Genomic DNA, 1,837 nt, shown 5'->3' on the forward strand with positions numbered 1-1,837 from the left:
GTTGAAGTCAGAGGGAATCTGCCCGCCAACAGTGGAACACCGGCAGGTGAAATACCTCAACAACATCCTGGAAGGCGACCATGGTCGGCTGAAGCGGATCCTCGGGCCGAAAGGCGCGTTTAAGAACCGGACATCTGCATATCGTTAGGGCCGATATCAGGTCCTAGTTCTGGTTCTGTGGCGGCAGCGCCGCGACGAGCTGGGCGTCGAAGTCCTGCGGACCCAGGCTGGCGGCACCGCCTGGCGAACCGAGGTCGTCGAAAAAGGCGGCGTTAGCGCCGGTGTAGTCCCACCATTCGTGGGGAACATCGTCTTCGTAGAAGATGGCTTCAACCGGGCAGACGGGCTCGCAGGCACCGCAGTCGACGCACTCATCGGGGTGGATGTAGAGCATCCGTTTGCCCTCGTAGATGCAGTCCACGGGACATTCCTCGACGCAGGCTCGATCCAAGACATCAACGCAGGGCTGGGCGATTGTGTAGGTCATCGGATCTCCAATACTACGGATAAAGACGTGGAAAATAGGTTCACTGTCATCCTATTAGCTCCCCGACCCTTCACCAAGGGGCACGTATTTTCGATTATCCCCGCCGCCAGTAGCGGTAAGGATAGTGGAACCGGTCAGTTGGTCACCGTCGCATGCTGGTACAAACATCAGGGGCAGGAGGCTGGTGATCGAACGGTACCGGTCCATGGTCTCGCCGCGGAAGACGGACCCTCGGCGGGCTCAAACACCCCAGGGGAAGTCCCTATCTTTCTTATTGCGTCAGTTTGGCAATGGTGATCAAAACAGCGGAGTCCTCGATTGCTTCGAGGCTGTGCCGAGATCGCGGCACGATCAACAGATCACCGCTGCGACCTATCCAGGTCTCATCGCCCGTCCTGAGTTGGACACGCCCTTGTAGGACATAAATCGTGGATTCATCGTGATTGTCGCGCTCTCCGAGCTCGGCACCCTGACGTATCCCGACGACGGTCTGCCGCAGAATTTTTTCGTGCCCGCCGAAGACGGTATCGGCGGCACGAGCACTAGGGGCGGTGACGGCCTCTTTAAGTTGCTTGCGGGCGAGGGCCTCGATCGATATTTTGTGCATATAAACAACCTTTCGGAGCCGGTCTGGGAAGCATCGAATGGTGAGGAGACGATGTTTTTGTTCATGCGCCTTCCCTGATGGCCCGAGAAGTTAGCGCAGTACGTAAAGAAGTGGACTCTGACGTGTCAGTGGTAGGGATCCTCCGTGGGCGGGCCGATGCGCAGGATAGCGGTCAGCGCTTGGTTTCGGTCACTGACATCGAGATGGGCGGCGATTATTCATGAGGAATGCAAGTTTATTGCAGCATCACGCGACGAGTCAACTACATCCGACCCATTGCGCAAGCTCTTCGATTGTGGTTGATCGTGATGGTCAAAACCAGCGGCCGGTCAGGGATCGCTCTTTGCCACACGTCAGGGACTTAAGCTCGCCAGTAATTGTTGGCGGCGGCGACGGTAGCGAACTCGATGGCGACGACATGGCCGGCCATGGTCAAAGAATCCGCGTTCGTGGCATAACCCGGTCGTAACGTCTCTCGGACTTCGGCATCTGGTTGGATTGCTCCGATGGTCTTCCGCGCGGTGCTGTTGCAAAGTTGGGGCAGTAGGAAGACAGGCGTGAAATAATCACAGCCATGGGTACCTTCTCCGGTCGTCATTTCCCCCGTGACATCATCCTGTGGGCAGTGCGCAGGTCACTGCCGCTACGGGGTGAGCTACCGCGATCTGGAGGAAATGATGACTTCAGCGGGGCGTGCCGGTCGATCACACCACGATTCTCACCGCTGGGTCCAGAAATACGCC

3 protein-coding genes and 2 pseudogenes are annotated in these 1,837 nt (G+C 57.7%); 2 read left to right on the plus strand and 3 right to left on the minus strand.

The window, feature by feature from the left end:
* A pseudogene (locus tag B7E02_RS00005) lies at positions 1–145 on the plus strand (DDE-type integrase/transposase/recombinase); the annotation flags it as partial.
* A gap of 18 nt (positions 146–163) precedes the next feature.
* Here B7E02_RS00005 and fdxA read toward each other — a convergent pair.
* From fdxA to B7E02_RS00020, 3 genes are all read right to left on the minus strand, one after another.
* Positions 164–487, minus strand: a complete 324-nt coding sequence (gene fdxA / locus B7E02_RS00010) for a ferredoxin (RefSeq protein WP_015650335.1) — start codon at positions 485–487, stop codon at positions 164–166.
* Between the two features lie 271 nt (positions 488–758).
* Positions 759–1,094: a cupin domain-containing protein gene (locus tag B7E02_RS14540; protein WP_015650334.1), complete on the minus strand. Its 336-nt coding sequence runs from the start codon at positions 1,092–1,094 to the stop codon at positions 759–761.
* A 361-nt stretch (positions 1,095–1,455) separates the two neighbouring features.
* Positions 1,456–1,692, minus strand: a complete 237-nt coding sequence (locus B7E02_RS00020; protein ID WP_080791526.1) for a hexameric tyrosine-coordinated heme protein — start codon at positions 1,690–1,692, stop codon at positions 1,456–1,458.
* Between B7E02_RS00020 and B7E02_RS14230 the strand changes: the two are divergent.
* Positions 1,669–1,837 (plus strand): annotated as a pseudogene (locus tag B7E02_RS14230) (IS6 family transposase); the annotation flags it as partial. The gene B7E02_RS00020 and the pseudogene B7E02_RS14230 sit on opposite strands and share 24 nt — an antisense overlap.

The sequence above is a fragment of the Corynebacterium pacaense genome, assembly GCF_900169525.1.
Taxonomy (GTDB): domain Bacteria; phylum Actinomycetota; class Actinomycetes; order Mycobacteriales; family Mycobacteriaceae; genus Corynebacterium; species Corynebacterium pacaense.

Coding starts and splice junctions, on each gene's coding strand:
- B7E02_RS00020 (WP_080791526.1), bottom strand. CDS start 1,692: ATGACGACCGGAGAAGGTACCCATGGCTGTGATTATTTCACGCCTGTC.
- B7E02_RS14540 (WP_015650334.1), bottom strand. CDS start 1,094: ATGCACAAAATATCGATCGAGGCCCTCGCCCGCAAGCAACTTAAAGAG.
- fdxA (WP_015650335.1), bottom strand. CDS start 487: ATGACCTACACAATCGCCCAGCCCTGCGTTGATGTCTTGGATCGAGCC.